Annotated in this window: 13 protein-coding genes; 6 read left to right on the top strand and 7 right to left on the bottom strand. The window is 62.4% G+C overall.

The window, feature by feature from the left end; translation table 11 throughout:
- The first annotated feature begins 133 nt into the window (after positions 1 to 133).
- The 6 genes from lptF to rsmA all read left to right on the top strand — a co-directional run bounded on the left by lptF (position 134) and on the right by rsmA (position 7,846).
- Entirely contained in the window at positions 134 to 1,321 is a 1,188-nt protein-coding gene (gene lptF / locus GR183_RS06080; protein ID WP_160774683.1) for an LPS export ABC transporter permease LptF, read from the top strand.
- A 2-nt stretch (positions 1,322 to 1,323) separates the two neighbouring features.
- Entirely contained in the window at positions 1,324 to 2,421 is a 1,098-nt protein-coding gene (gene lptG, locus GR183_RS06075) for an LPS export ABC transporter permease LptG (protein ID WP_160774682.1), read from the top strand.
- The gene (locus tag GR183_RS06070; protein WP_160774681.1) at positions 2,421 to 4,856 is read left to right on the top strand and encodes an LPS-assembly protein LptD; all 2,436 of its coding nucleotides are present in this window, start codon (positions 2,421 to 2,423) and stop codon (positions 4,854 to 4,856) included. The genes lptG and GR183_RS06070 overlap by 1 nt, the downstream gene beginning before the upstream one ends.
- A gap of 165 nt (positions 4,857 to 5,021) precedes the next feature.
- Positions 5,022 to 5,948: a SurA N-terminal domain-containing protein gene (locus GR183_RS06065; protein WP_160774680.1), complete on the top strand. Its 927-nt coding sequence runs from the start codon at positions 5,022 to 5,024 to the stop codon at positions 5,946 to 5,948.
- Between the two features lie 20 nt (positions 5,949 to 5,968).
- Positions 5,969 to 6,988, top strand: coding sequence for a 4-hydroxythreonine-4-phosphate dehydrogenase PdxA (gene pdxA, locus GR183_RS06060; protein WP_160774679.1), 1,020 nt, complete (start codon positions 5,969 to 5,971; stop codon positions 6,986 to 6,988).
- A 12-nt stretch (positions 6,989 to 7,000) separates the two neighbouring features.
- Positions 7,001 to 7,846: a 16S rRNA (adenine(1518)-N(6)/adenine(1519)-N(6))-dimethyltransferase RsmA gene (gene rsmA, locus GR183_RS06055; RefSeq protein WP_160774678.1), complete on the top strand. Its 846-nt coding sequence runs from the start codon at positions 7,001 to 7,003 to the stop codon at positions 7,844 to 7,846.
- A 16-nt stretch (positions 7,847 to 7,862) separates the two neighbouring features.
- Here the strand turns inward: rsmA and gmk are convergent, their stop codons facing one another.
- The 7 genes from gmk to fabD form a co-directional block, all read right to left on the bottom strand.
- Positions 7,863 to 8,555, bottom strand: coding sequence for a guanylate kinase (gene gmk / locus GR183_RS06050; protein ID WP_160774677.1), 693 nt, complete (start codon positions 8,553 to 8,555; stop codon positions 7,863 to 7,865).
- A gap of 4 nt (positions 8,556 to 8,559) precedes the next feature.
- On the bottom strand, positions 8,560 to 9,450 hold the full coding sequence (locus GR183_RS06045; protein WP_160774676.1) for a YicC/YloC family endoribonuclease: 891 nt from the start codon (positions 9,448 to 9,450) through the stop codon (positions 8,560 to 8,562).
- Positions 9,451 to 9,487: 37 nt separating this feature from the next.
- Positions 9,488 to 10,681, bottom strand: coding sequence for an endolytic transglycosylase MltG (gene mltG / locus GR183_RS06040; protein ID WP_160774675.1), 1,194 nt, complete (start codon positions 10,679 to 10,681; stop codon positions 9,488 to 9,490).
- A 91-nt stretch (positions 10,682 to 10,772) separates the two neighbouring features.
- Positions 10,773 to 12,038, bottom strand: a complete 1,266-nt coding sequence (fabF, locus tag GR183_RS06035) for a beta-ketoacyl-ACP synthase II (protein ID WP_160774674.1) — start codon at positions 12,036 to 12,038, stop codon at positions 10,773 to 10,775.
- Between the two features lie 76 nt (positions 12,039 to 12,114).
- Complete coding sequence (locus tag GR183_RS06030; RefSeq protein WP_160774673.1) at positions 12,115 to 12,351, bottom strand: acyl carrier protein; 237 nt, start codon at positions 12,349 to 12,351, stop codon at positions 12,115 to 12,117.
- Positions 12,352 to 12,636: 285 nt separating this feature from the next.
- Positions 12,637 to 13,374 (bottom strand): 3-oxoacyl-[acyl-carrier-protein] reductase, encoded by a 738-nt coding sequence (gene fabG / locus GR183_RS06025; protein WP_160774672.1) that lies wholly within the window; start codon positions 13,372 to 13,374, stop codon positions 12,637 to 12,639.
- A gap of 25 nt (positions 13,375 to 13,399) precedes the next feature.
- Positions 13,400 to 14,344 (bottom strand): ACP S-malonyltransferase, encoded by a 945-nt coding sequence (gene fabD, locus GR183_RS06020; protein ID WP_160774671.1) that lies wholly within the window; start codon positions 14,342 to 14,344, stop codon positions 13,400 to 13,402.
- Positions 14,345 to 14,403: the final 59 nt, after the last annotated feature.

Genomic DNA, 14,403 nt, shown 5'->3' with positions numbered 1-14,403 from the left:
TCCGCCTTTTTTTACCTAAATTCGTTTAAAAATACCGAAACATCAGCGACTCGGCGTTTCCCGTCGGCACGGTCCTTGCGTACCCGTCACCGGACTTGCCGTTATGCGCCGGCCAATAAACAACTGTGTGTCCATGAAAACGTTCGAGCGCTATGTTCTTCGACGGTTGACACTCGCCTTTGTCATGGCGTTGACAGCGCTGTCCGCCGTCGTGTGGTCGACGCAGGCGCTCAGGGAGCTGGACCTCGTCACTTCCAAGGGCCAGACGATCGTCCAGTTTGTCGGCATCACGATGCTCGCCATGCCGTTCCTGGTGCTGGCCGTCGCGCCTTTCGCATTGTTGATCGCGCTCATTCTCGTGCTTAATTCGCTGTCGCAGGACAGCGAGCTTATCGTCATCACTGCCTCCGGGGCTTCGCGCAATATCCTGCGCAAGCCCGTCATGGTCTTCGCCGTCGGCGTCGCCGCGCTTTCCGCTTTCCTCGCGATATATCTTTCGCCCGCATCCCTTTCCCTGCTGAGAAACGAAATCACGCGCGTTCGCGTCGACCTTGTCGCCAATATCGTCAAGCCCGGCCGGTTCATCGGCGTGGAGGACGGCCTGACCTTCCATATCCGCAACCGCTCCGGCGACGGCCAGCTTGACGGGCTGATGATGCACGACGAGCGGGATGCGGACACGATCAACACCTACGAAGCCGCGCGCGGGCGCATCGTCGAGGCGGGCGGCCATACGCTTCTGGTCATGCAGGACGGCACGATCCAGCGGCGCGGGCGCAACAGTGGCACCATCTCCATCGTGCGCTTCCAGTCGTATGCATTCGATCTTTCAAGCCTCATTCCCCAGGCCGCCCAACCGACCTACAAGGCGACCGAACGTTCGATGGCGGAGCTTTTCAACCCACCTCCCGGCGACCGATATGCGGCAGAGAACGAAGAGCGGATTCTCGCGGAAATCCATGACCGGCTCAGCCAGCCGCTGTACCCTCTCGCCTTCGCGATGATCGTGCTGGCCTGCCTGGGAAGCGCGCGCACGACGCGCCAGAACCGAAGCGTTGCGCTTCTTGGCGCGATCATTGCCTGCGTCGCGCTTCGCACGGCGGGCTTCGGGGCGCTGACGCTCGTTTCCGCGTTTCCCTCGGCCCGCTTCGCACTGTACGTCGTGCCGATAGCCGGATTTGCGATCGCGCTCTGGTTCAGCCTGCTGTCTTCGCGCCCGGCCTGGGTCGCATCGCTTGTCGCCAGGGCAGAGCATATCGCCGAGCGTGTCGAGGAGCTTGTTTCCCGCAGGCGTGTCGACAGGTCGGGCGGGGTAGCCTGATCATGACGCTCAAGGGTTTCACGCTCGCCTCATATTTCTCGCTTCGTTTTATCGGCGCGATAGCCGGCCTCTTCCTGTTGGCGGCCGTCCTCATTTTCATCTTCGACTTTCTGGAGCTTGTTCGCCGCTCGGGAGACGAGGAAGCCTTTTCGGTCCTTCGCGTGGCCTTGATCTCGCTGCTGCGGGTGCCGCAGTTGATGGAGGAAGTGCTGCCCTTCGCAGTGCTCTTTGGTTCGATCGCGGCATTCCTGACGCTCAGCCGCTCGCTCGAACTGGTGGTAACGCGCGCGGCCGGCGTGTCGGTCTGGCAGTTCGTGGCGCCCGGGCTTTTCGTCGGGCTCGCCATCGGCATGTTAGCGATCACGGTTTACAATCCGCTGGCCGTTTATTCGCGGACCCTTTCCGACGAGATCGCCGCCGGCCTGTTCAGCCGCGAAGAGAGCTTCCTGCTCCAGACGACGGACGACGTTTGGCTCAGGCAGGACGGGGACGACGGCGAATCGATTCTCCATGCACGCCAGCTCCTCGCCCAGGGCGAAAGGCTGTTCGGCGTGATGATCCTGACTTTCAACCAGGACGGCAGTTTTATGGAACGCATCGAGGCCGACGAGGCGGTCCTTGACGATGGGCGCTGGCAGCTGACGAATGCGACCGTCTACACGACGGGCGGTGATCCACAGAAATTCGAACACTACTCCGTCAGCACGTATCTCACGCCGCAGGAAATTCGCTCCAGCATCGGGGCGCCGGAGGCGATCGCGTTCTGGGATCTTCCGCGGATTGTCGAACTGTCTGAACGTGCGGGCCTGCCTGCCTATCGATATTCGCTACAATATCAGGTACTTCTATCCAGGCCTTTGCTTCTGGCGGCGATGGTGCTGATCGCCGCTTCGGTTTCACTAAGAGTTTCACGTATGGGTGGGATCGGACGATTGATTGTGGGTGGTATCGTAGCCGGGTTCGTGCTTTACGTTCTCTCCGAACTGGCGAAAGATTTCGGCGGTGCAGGTCTTGTGCCGCCGGTCATCGCTGCATGGGCTCCGGGAGTGCTGGGTATATTGATGGGTTCCACGATCCTCTTGCATCAGGAAGACGGCTGATGGACGTGCCGCGCCTCTTCCCGCATGCGGTTCGTGATGCGCGCGCTGAAGCCGCGCGCGGCTCGCTTTCGCGCGCCCGGAATTTGACGGACGTTCTTCTGCGCACCACGGCTTTGGCGGGCATCGTTTTCGCGGTGTCGCTGGCGGGTACGGCGGATGTTCGCGCGCAAGGCGATTCGGTCCTCGGCGCAATCGGCGGCACGGTGGAGGAGGAAACCCCGCTCCTCCTGGAAGCCAGGGAACTGCGTTACGACTTCGACCGGGATGTCATTTCGGCCGTCGGCGACGTCCAGATCTACTACGGCGATTACGCGGTGGAGGCCGACCGTGTCGATCTCAATCGCCGCACGCAGGTGTTCACGGCTTCCGGCAACGTGAGAATGACGGAGCCGAACGGCAATGTCGTGACAGCGGATAAGCTGGCGCTTTCGGAGGATTTTCGTGACGGCTTCGCCAATGCCCTCCAGCTCGACACGCCTCAGCGCACGCGCTTCATCGCGGACGGCGCAAACCGGTCCGAAGGCAATCTGACGACCTTCGACAACGGCCTCTACACCGTCTACACGCGTCCGACGACGCCGCCCGGCAAACCGCCCCTTTGGCGCGTTACAGCGGCAAAGATCATCCACAATCAGCAGGAACAGACGATCTATTTCGAGGATGCGAAGTTCGAATTCTTCGGCAAACCGATCGCCTACCTGCCATATTTGTCGATGCCCGACCCGACGGTTCGCAACAAGACGGGCTTCCTCGTTCCTTCCCTTGTCGTCGGCGGCCGTGTCGGCGTGGGCGCGACGGTTCCCTATGAGATCGTCATCGACGAAAGCCGGGACCTGCTGCTCCAGGCGACGCCGCTTACCAAACAGGGCGCTCTCGTCCAGGGCGAATGGCGTCAGCGCCTGATCAACGGCGCCTATTCCATCAGCGCGGGCGGGCTCTACCAGGCGCAGCCGAATGAATTCGCCGGATCGAGTGGCGATCGAGATTTTCGCGGCGTCATCGCGTCGGATGGCAAGTTCAACATCAATAGCCGCTGGTCGTGGGGTTGGGATCTCTCGCTTCGCAGCGACCGGGCCTTCCTGAAAGACTACAATTTCACGAAGTTCGGCAGGGCCAGCGACATTTCGAACATCTTCCTGCTCGGGCAGACCGAACGGAACCGCTTCGAGGCCGACGCCTATGCCTTCCGCATCTCGCAGGAAGATTACAACGCGGACCCGCCTACCCTGAACGCTGGCGTTCCGTTTTCTCCCGTTGGTTCGGATCTGCAGGACAAGCAGCCGTTCGTGCATCCGGTGATCGACTGGAATTACATTTTCGAGGATCCGCTGGCGGGCGGAGAACTTTCACTGGCGGGCAATTTCACGAGCCTGACGCGCGACGAGACGGACGCGATCCGCGTCAAGGACACGACCAACCGTTTCCGTGGCGTCGAGGGAACCTTCACCCGCGCCACGCTCGACGGGCAGTGGCGCCGGTCGCTGATCGACCCTCTGGGCCAGGTCTTCACGCCTTTCGCCTACGTGCAGGGCGATGTCTTCTTCCTCGCCTCCGCCGACGACAATGTCGCCGCCCTGACCGACGAGGCGGTGGTGGGCCGCATCATGCCGGCCGCCGGCCTGGAATACCGCTATCCGTTCATCGCCACATTCGACGGCGGCAACCATGTGCTCGAACCCATCGGACAGATCGTCATCCGGCCCGACGAGCAGCGCATCGGCGACCTCCCGAACGAGGATGCGCAGAGCATCGTGTTCGATTCCACAACGCTGTTCGAATGGGACAAATTCTCCGGTTTCGACAGGTCGGAAGGCGGCACACGCGCCAATCTCGGCGTCAGGTACAAGCTTCAGCTCGACGAAGGGAGCTACCTCAGCGCCCTCTTCGGCCGCTCCTATCAGCTTGCCGGGGAAAACTCCTTCGCCACGCCGGACATCCTCGATGCGACCGGCAATTCCGGCCTCGATTCCACGCAGTCCGACTATGTCGGCAGCCTTTATTTCGATTCCACGTTCGGCTTCCGCATCGGCGGGCAGGCGCGTTTCGACAGGGAAGATTTCAACGTGAATCGCGCACAGGTGCAGGCGTCCGGCATCTACGGCCCCGTCGTCGGCACGCTGGCCTACGCCTTCCTCGACGCGCAGCCGGATCTCGGTATCGACGCCCCGCGCGAGGAACTGCTCGGCTCCACGAGCGTTCGCGTAGAGGAAAACTGGCGCCTGTTCGGTTCCCTGCGCTACGACATCGAAAATTCCAACATCGTTCAAAACGGGATCGGTGTCGGCTATGACGATGAAGGCTTCTCCGTATCGATGACGTATTCGGAAGACCGGAGCCGGAACAACGGGGAACTGACCGACAGGCTGTTTTTCCTACGCCTCGGATTCCGTACGCTGGGTGCGACGCAGTTCTCCTCCGGCATTTCGGAAGAGTAGCGCGTAGTCGATCCCGCAGAACCGCGCCGGGCAATACCGGGAACAAATCACCCGGCGGTTTACGCCTGAGCATGCACTTCAATTCGGCGCCGGCTTGTGCCAAAACCGGATACGAGAAAAACAAATCTGTTCCGCCGCGGACATGCTCGGCAACGGAGCGAAAAAATGAACTTGATGCACTGGTTCCGCCTCACCTTTCTTCTGCTGGTCTTTGCCGGTTTCGCCGGCGCGCCAGCGCACTCGGCCACCAAGATCGAGGTGATCGTCAACGACAAGGCGATTACCAACTATGACGTCGACCAGAGGGCGAAGCTTATCCGGCTCACGAGCCGACGATCAGGATCGGCCGCGCGCAAGGCCGCGCTCGAGGAACTGGTGGACGAGACGCTGCAGCTGCAGGAAGCGAACCGCCTCAACATCAGCGTGTCGCAGTCGCAGGTGGATTCCGCATTCGCGGATATCGCGAGAAACGTCAAGCTTTCGACGGACCGCCTTTCCGCGGCGCTGCGCCAGCAGGGCGTCAGCCCCAATACACTGAAGGACCGCCTGAGGGCGCAGATCGCGTGGGGCGAGGCCGTGCGGCTCAGGTTCCGGGCGGAGGTGAATATTTCGGATGCCGATATCATTGCCGCCCTTCGCGAACAGGAATCCAAAAATACCAACAAGAGCGTGGAATACAGCCTTCAGCAGTTCGTGTTCGTCATTCCGTCCAAGGCATCGAATTCCTTCAAGGCGCAGCGCAAGCGCGAGGTCGACCAGTTTCGCTCCCGCTTCACCTCCTGCGATGAGGCGAAGAGAATCGCCGACGGCCTGAAGGAAGTCGTGACGATGCCCGCCCGCCGCCTTCTTGAATCCGAGATTCCGCCGAACCTGCGCGAAAAGGCCAAGCAGGCGAGCGTGGGGCGTGTTGCGGACGTAAACCTTGGCGAAAAGGGCTACGAGGTGACGGCCATATGCGACAAGCGCGAATTTTCCGGCTCGGCCGACGCACGCGCCGCGCTTGAAGTGGAACTGCGCGCGAAGGAGGGTGAGCAGTTGTCACGTCAATACCTGCGCGACCTGCGCCGCCGCGCGCTGATCGACTATCGCTGAACGATAGTCCCGGTCTCCCGATGCGCAATCCATCCCTGCCTCTCGCGGTAACACTCGGCGAACCTGCCGGTATCGGACCGGACATCACGCTCATGGCGTGGTCGAGGCGCATACGCGAAGGGCTTCCGGCATTTTATGTTCTTGGAGATGCCGATTTCCTGCAAAAAAGGGCCAGGCGGCTGAATCTCAACGTGCCGATCCGGCAGGTCGAGCCAGGCGACACGGTGGATGTTTTCACCGATGCGCTGCCCGTTGTCCCGGTCTCCATCGGGCTTGACGATCTGCCGGGCGAACCTTCTCCGGCCGCCGGCAAGGCGGTCGTCAAATCGATCGAACAGGCGGTGGAGGATGTCCGCTCCGGCGTTGCCTCGGCGATCGTGACCAATCCGATCTCGAAAAAAGCCCTTTACGACGTTGGCTTTACCTACCCTGGACACACGGAATTTCTGGGTGCGCTTGCGGCCAGATTCGGGGGAGACCGGCGCCAGCCGGTCATGCTTCTGGCCGGGCCGGACATGCTGGTCGTGCCTGTGACGGTGCATATTCCGCTGAAGGACGTGCCTTCCGCCTTGTCGAGGGAACTGATCGTCTCCACGGCGAAGATCGTCGCCCGCGATCTTCGTGAGCGTTTCGGCATTGCAAATCCGCGACTGGCACTTTGCGGGCTCAATCCGCATGCGGGTGAAGGCGGGACCATGGGCCGCGAGGAAATCGAGACGATTGCTCCCGCGATCGAGGAGCTGAACGCCGCCGGCATCATCGCCACCGGCCCGCATCCGGCGGATACGCTGTTTCACGAGCGTGCGCGTGAAAACTACGACTGTGCGCTCGCCATGTACCACGACCAGGCCCTCGTGCCGATCAAGACGATCGAATTCGACGAAGCGGTCAATGTCACGCTTGGCCTTCCCTTCGTGCGCACTTCTCCCGACCACGGCACGGCATTCCGGCTCGCGGGCACGGGCGACGCACGTCCGACGAGTTTCGAGGCGTCGGTGCGTCTTGCCGCCGCCCTTGCCGATCCGCGCACGATCGACTGAAGTGCCACTCGAATGAGCCAGATCGACGATCTTCCCCCGCTCAGGGACGTGATCCGCACTCACGCGCTCGATGCGCGCAAATCCCTCGGCCAGAACTTCCTGCTCGATCTCAACCTCACCTCCCGCATCGCGCGTTCGGCGGGTGATCTGGAAAACGTCACGGTGCTTGAAGTTGGTCCCGGTCCGGGTGGGCTGACGCGCGGACTGCTTGCGGGCGGCGCGAAGCGGGTGGTGGCGGTGGAAAAGGATCGGCGCTGCCTCGGCGCGCTTGGCGAAATTGCAGCGCATTATCCAGGACGTCTGGAGGTTATCGAGGGTGACGCGCTGAAAATCGGCTTGCGCGATGTGGCGAAGGGCGAACCGCTCAAGATCGTCGCGAACCTGCCCTACAACGTCGGCACCCAGCTTCTCGTCAATTGGGTCGCCTGCGAGGATTGGCCGCCGGAATGGACCTCGCTGACGCTGATGTTCCAGAAGGAAGTGGCAGAACGCATCGTCGCCAAACCCGGCACCAAGGCGTACGGGCGCCTCGGCGTTCTTGCCGGCTGGCGAACGGATGCGAAAATCCTCTTCGACGTAAGCCCGAAGGCCTTCACCCCGCCGCCGAAGGTCACCTCGGCGATCGTCCATATCACACCGAAGGCAGAGCCGGTGCCCTGCCCTCTCAAGGCTCTGGAACGGGTGACGGCGGCTGCCTTCGGTCAGCGGCGAAAGATGCTGCGGGCAAGCCTGAAGGCCCTTTCCCCTGACGCGGAAACGCTCATCCGCGAAGCGGGCATCGAGCCGACACGGCGGGCGGAAGAAATTTCGGTGGAGGGTTTTATCGCACTGGCGAAGGCGTTTGCGGGCGATAGCTGAGATTCCGAGCGCCCGCCTACTGCCCCAGTTCGCGCTCCAGGTCCTTCACCATGCCTTCTATGAAGGGGCCGATGGCCGGAGAGCGCTCCCTGCGCAGACGTTCCGCCTGAAGGATCGCGCGCGCGCCGTTGAAGGCACGTTCCAGATCCTCGTTGACGATCACATAGTCGTAGTCTTTCCAGTGGCGCATTTCGCCGACCGCGGTTTCAAGCCGGCGCAGGATCACCTCATCGGTGTCCTCGGCGCGGCGGTGCAGGCGCGATTTCATCTCCGCGATCGAGGGCGGCAGGATGAAGATGGAGACGACGTCGGAGCGCATCTTCTCGTAAAGCTGGAAAGTGCCCTGGATATCGATGTCGAAGAGCACGTCCCTCCCGTTTTCCAGCGCCTTTTCCACGGGATCGCGCGGCGTGCCGTAGAAGTTGCCGTGCACCTCCGCCCATTCAAGCAGTTCATCGCGCTCGCGCATGTGCTGGAAGCGTTCCTGCGAAATGAAGTGGTAGTGAACGCCGTCGATCTCGCTCGTGCGGCGCGGGCGCGTCGTCACGGAGATCGACAGGTCGATCAACGGCTTTTCCTGCTCCAGAAGCTGGCGGGCAATGGTGGATTTTCCCGCACCCGAGGGCGAGGAAAGCACGAGCATGAGCCCGCGGCGGCGCGCTTCCGCTTCATCCGCGGTGACGACTGTGCCATTGGGCGCTTCGCTCATACTCTCACTCCACATTCTGTATCTGCTCGCGCATCTGATCGATGACGGCTTTCATCTCCAGCCCGATCGCCGTTACCTCCGTGTCGTTCGACTTGGAGCAGAGCGTATTGGTTTCCCGATTGAACTCTTGCGCCAGGAAGTCGAGCCGCCGTCCCGCCGGGCTTCCCTTTTCGATGAGATCGCGCGCCGCCGCAACATGGGCATAGAGACGATCGATTTCCTCGCGAATGTCGGCCCGTGTCGCCAGCAGTGCGGCTTCCTGGTGCAGCCGCGCGGCATCGAAGGCGTCGCTCGCCTCAAGCAGCATTTCCACCTGGGCGCGCATGCGCGCGCGGATGGCCTCGGGCGTGCGCGCCGGATGGTCTTCGGCACGCTTCGTCAGCGTTTCGATTGTCTTCAGCTGCGTCAGCAAAAGATCGCGGATCGCCTTTCCTTCGCCACGGCGCATGGCCACAAGGTCTTCCAGCGCCTTTGCGAAGCTCGCGCTTAGTTCGGAACGCAGCGCGGCCCGCTCCGTTTCGTCCTCTTCCGGTTCCCTCAGTTCCAAAACGCCCTTGTGGGAAAGGATGCCATCCAGCGAAACGGGTGCTGCGTCCGGCAGGCGCCGGTGCAGTACGTGAACGGCGTTCAACACGGCCTCGAGTGCCGCTTCGTTTACTTGCAGCACCGCATCGCCCTGCTCGCGCTGCATGCTGAGGCCTATCGATACATTCCCGCGGTTGAGCACCTTCGATGCCGCCTCGCGCAAGGATGTCTCGAGATCCTCCAGCCCGGTCGGCAAGCGCATGCGAATATCGAGGCCTTTTCCGTTGACCGAGCGCAGTTCCCACGTCCAGCGAACGGCGCCACGCGCCCCTTCCGCCCTGGCAAAGCCCGTCATGCTCGCCAATGTCATCGTTTCTCACTCCAACGGCCGGCCTTCGATACCCGCATCACTGGCTCGTGCCGTTTTGACCGTCGCCGCCGTTTTCCGCCTCTTCGGCTTCCTGAGCGCGCTTTTCGCGCTCCACTTCGCGCCAGCGGCGCACGTTTCGCTGGTGCTGCTCGTAGGTTTCGGCGAACGAATGCCCGCCACTGCCGTCCGCCACGAAATAAAGATCCTTGGTGCGCGAAGGCGACGCGACAGCTTCCATAGCCGCCCGGCCGGGATTGCCGATCGGCCCCGGCGGCAATCCGGCTATCTGGTACGTATTATAGGGGTTGTCGGCGTTGAGTTCGGATTGCTTGATCGCCGAGCGATCTTCCTTCCAGGCGTTTCCGCCGTGCAGCCCATAGAGGATCGTCGGGTCGGACTGAAGGCGCATGCCCCTGTTCAGCCTGTTCACGAACACGCCGGCAACACGCGGGCGCTCATCCGCCCTCGCAGTTTCCTTTTCCACGATCGAGGCAAGGATCACCAGTTCCTCCGGGCTTTTGATCGGAAGATCGTCGCTGCGGCGTGCCCAGATTTCGGTAAGCGCCTTGTCTTGCGCCCGCTTCATCTGGTTGACGATCTGCTGGCGTGTCGTGCCCCGCGTGAAGCTGTATGTATCGGGCAGGAGCGAGCCTTCATCGGGGATATCCTCGATTTCCCCGAGGAGGATCGGATCACTGCGCAACCGTTCCACGATCTGCGCGCTCGTCCAGCCTTCGGGGAACGTCACGGCATGATACACCGCCTTCCCCTCGACGAGATCCTTCATGACTTCCTGCATGGAAACGCCGGGCGCGAAGGCATATTCGCCGGCTTTCAGATTGCCCGCGTTCTTGTAGATCCAGACACCGGTCTTGAAGACCAGTCCGTCGTCGATAACGCCGTTGGCTTCCAGCGTGGCGGCAATGGAATTGAGTCCGGACCCGGAGGCGATGATAACGGTCTTTCTCTCGGCAAGGGGGCCCTGCCTGTCGAATTCCGTCTTGCCCCAGTAGAGCCCGACACCGACCGCGATAACGCCGAGCACTGCCACGGTCAGCAGGAAATTCACGAACACGACAACGGGATTGCGCACATGCCTGGAACGTGCGGGCGGGGCCGGCACCGGCTCGGGCTGGATAGCCTCGCGCGGGCTCTTGGGATTGACGCGGAAGTCCGCCGCGTCTTCGGCGCCTTGCGACAGGTCGGTATCGGACTTGCCGTTCTCGCTCATTCGTTTCGCCACCCGGTCTGCCTTGTCTCGGTTACCGGGCCGCCGCGCCATTGGGCCGCGGCCCGAATAGGGCCAAAGCGGGGAACGGACCTTACGCGGCTACCTTGCGGAAAACCAGCGAAGCGTTCGTTCCGCCGAAGCCGAAGGAGTTCGACAGGGCGACGTTGATCTCCATCGGTTTGGCCTTGTTGGGCACCAGGTCGATCTCGGTCTCCACCGACGGATTTTCAAGATTGATGGTCGGCGGCGCCACGCCGTCACGCATGGCGAGCAGCGAAAAGATCGCCTCGATGGCACCGGCGGCACCCAGGAGATGGCCGGTGGAGGATTTTGTCGATGACATGGTGATGCGCGCGGCATCGTTGCCGGCAAGCCGCTGGATCGCGCCAAGCTCGATCTCGTCGCCAAGGGGCGTGGAGGTGCCGTGCGCGTTGACGTAGTCGACCTCGCCCGCCATCACTCCGGCGCGCTTCAGCGCGGCTTCCATGCAGCGGTAGGCGCCATCGCCGTCCGGCGTGGGCGCGGTGATGTGATAGGCGTCGCCCGAAAGGCCGTAGCCGATCACTTCGCCGTAGATTTTCGCGCCGCGTGCGCGGGCATGCTCGTATTCCTCGAGCACCACGACACCGGCGCCCTCGCCCATCACGAATCCGTCACGGCCTTCGTCATAGGGGCGTGACGCCTTGGCCGGCGTGTCGTTGTAGCCGGTGGAAAGCGCGCGGCAGGCAGCGAACCCAGCGAGCGAAAGCCGCGTGATCGGCGATTCCGTGCCGCCCGCAACCATCACGTCGGCATCGCCGAGGGCGATCAGCCGCGATGCGTCGCCGATGGCGTGCGCTCCGGTGGAGCAGGCCGTCACGACCGCATGGTTCGGGCCGCGCAGTCCGTGGCGGATGGATATGTAGCCGCCGGCGAGATTGATAAGCCGCCCAGGAATGAAGAACGGGCTTATGCGCCGCGGCCCTTTTTCGGCCAGAAGAAGCGAGGATTTCTCGATACCTTCCAGCCCGCCGATACCGGACCCGACCAGAACGCCGGAGCGAATCTGGTCTTCATAGTCTTCCGGCTTCCAGTCGGCGTCGGCGAGCGCCTGGTCGGCGGCCGCCATGGCGTAGATGATGAAATCGTCGACCTTGCGCTGTTCCTTGGGATCCATCCAGTCGTCCGGATTGAACGACCCGTTCGATCCGTCGCCGCGCGTTATCTGGCAGGCGATCTGGCAGGGCATGTCGTCGACCTTGAATTTCTCGACGCGGTTTGCCCCGCTTTCACCATTCAGAATGCGCTTCCAGGTGGCATCGACACCGCATGCCAGCGGCGTCACCATCCCAAGTCCCGTTACGACAACTCGCCTCATCACAATCCCGTCTTCATACGCCGCAAGAATGCAAAACGGACGGTAGGGTGAAAACCGTCCGTTTCAAGCACTTCGTTCAGCCGGCGTTCTTTTCGAGGAACTGCACGGCGTCGCCGACAGTCAGGATCGTTTCGGCGGCATCATCCGGGATTTCGACGCCGAATTCTTCCTCGAAGGCCATGACCAGCTCGACGGTGTCTAGGCTGTCTGCGCCAAGGTCGTCGATGAAGCTGGCATTGTCCTTCACCTTGTCGGTGTCGACGCCCAGGTGCTCGACAACGATCTTCTTAACACGATCTGCGATATCGCTCATTTTCTAGTTCCTCGATAACTTCGCGGTGCTCGAACTCAAGACGCCCCGTGCGCTGCAACCGACCGGGATCATAAAAACACCGGGGTCGCCACACCAGCCCGAACCGTTCCATTCCCCGAAAACTTTGAATTCGTTGTCGGCGCGGATCCGAACCGCTTGCAGTCCATTCATGAACATGTCAACCGGCCGGCGGGTTGGTAACACACTTTACGGGGCTTGACCAGCCAGAGGGGCACGCAGCGGAACCGCAACCGCAGCGCGACGCCCCAAAGGCAATTCCTGTAATCATATCATGGCCATACCGCCATTGACATGAAGCGTTTGGCCGGTCACGTAACCGGCCTCTTCGCTGGCGAGATATACGGCTGCGGCGGCAATGTCCAGAGTGGTGCCGAGACGGGCTGCCGGAACGCTCTGGAGAATCGATTCCCGCTGCTTGTCGTTCAGCGCATCCGTCATCGCCGTTTCGATGAAACCGGGCGCGATCGCGTTCGCCGTGATGTTGCGGCTTGCGACCTCGCGGGCGATCGATTTCGTCATGCCGATCATGCCCGCTTTCGCGGCCGCGTAGTTCGCCTGGCCCGGGTTGCCGGTAACGCCCACGACGGAGGTGATGCCGATGATGCGCCCGTACCGGCGGCGCATCATGCCCTTGATCGCCGCGCGCGAAAGGCGGAAGGCGGAAGCGAGGTTCACTTCCATCACCTGGTCCCACTCATCGTCCTTCATGCGCATGAAGATATTGTCGCGGGTTATGCCGGCGTTGTTGACGAGAATGTCGAGAGAGCCCATTGCCTCTTCCGCCGCCGGCACCAGGGCGTCCACCGCCTCGCGATCGGAAAGGTTCGCGACCCGGTAGTGAACGCGCTCGCCAAGATCGGCGGCAAGCGCCTGCAGCTTCTCCTCCCGCGTGCCCGAAAGCGTCACCGTCGCGCCGCGTTCGTGCAGCGCGCGGGCGATTCCCTCGCCGATGCCGCCCGTCGCACCGGTCACAAGCGCGGTCTTTCCCGTCAAGTCGAACATCTGGGCGATCCCCTATTCCTTTGATTCACTTGGAAACGCGTTCGATCAGCGCGTCGATATCCGCGCCCGTGTTGACCGCGATTCCCTCGGCTTCCCTGGCGATGCGCTTGACCATGCCGGTCAGCACCTTGCCCGTGCCGATCTCGCAGAAAGTGTCGACGCCCTGGCCCGCGAGATACTCGACCGATTCTCGCCAGCGCACCGTACCTGTCACCTGCTCGATCAGGCGGCGGCGAATTTCGCCCGGATCCGTTATCGCGCTCGCCAGCACGTTTGAGACCAGCGGCACGCAAGGCGCCTCGATATCCACAAGCGAGAGCGCATCGGCCATCATGTCGGCGGCCGGTTCCATCAGCGCGCAATGGAAAGGCGCACTGACAGGCAGCAGCACGGCGCGGCGCGCGCCCCTTCCCTTGGCGATTTCCACGGCACGCTCGACAGCCGCCTTGTGGCCGGAAACGACCACCTGCCCCGGCGCATTGTCGTTCGCCGCCTGGCAGACCTGGCCCTTGGCCGCCTCTTCCGCAACAGCTTTCGCCGCTTCGAAATCGAGCCCGAGAAGGGCCGCCATCGCCCCTTCGCCGACGGGCACGGCCTTCTGCATGGAGGTTCCGCGAATGCGAAGCAGGTGGGCCGCATTCGCAACGCTCAGGCTGCCGGCGGCGGCAAGGGCGGAATATTCGCCGAGCGAATGCCCCGCGACGAAGGCGACGCTCGCCTTGAGGTCGAGCCCCTTCGCTTCGAGCACGCGCATGGTGGCAAGGCTCACCGCCATCAGCGCCGGCTGGGCGTTTGCGGTCAGCGTCAGGGTTTCTATGGGCCCTTCCCACATGATCTTGCTCAAGGATTCGCCGAGGGCGGTGTCGATTTCCTCGAAAACCGCACGCGCTTCGGAAAAGGCGTCGGCAAGTTCCTTGCCCATACCCACGCTCTGGCTGCCTTGCCCCGGAAAGGTGAATGCGATGCTCATGTCAGCCCTGGCCTCGGTTCCTCGCCGCACGATTATAACCGGGGCTCGCGCCCGCCCGT

Source organism: Stappia sediminis (assembly GCF_009826895.1).
Lineage (GTDB): Bacteria > Pseudomonadota > Alphaproteobacteria > Rhizobiales > Stappiaceae > Hongsoonwoonella > Hongsoonwoonella sediminis.
The sequence above is the reverse complement of the archived record's forward strand: the minus strand, read 5'-3'. Positions and strand labels throughout refer to the sequence as shown.